Raw genomic sequence first — 228 nt, 5'->3', positions numbered from 1 at the left:
TCTCACAGATAATATCTCCAAAAGAGCAGAAGGGGATTTTGTGTTCAATTGTAGCGGAATTTGTGGAGAAAAAGAAATGGCTTGCCAGCTGCTGGGGCAATCACGATATTATGAGAGATGAGAAAATATTTGGCGAGAGCCCCGTGAAAGAAATACTTGGAGAGCATTTTATTTATTTCAACGGTAAAGGAACACTTCATCTCCTTGTGGGGGAACAACAATATGAGA

Origin of the sequence: Candidatus Infernicultor aquiphilus, assembly GCF_002784285.1 — a bacterium.
Lineage (GTDB): Bacteria > Atribacterota > Phoenicimicrobiia > Phoenicimicrobiales > Phoenicimicrobiaceae > Infernicultor > Infernicultor aquiphilus.
This window is presented reverse-complemented; position numbering follows the sequence as displayed.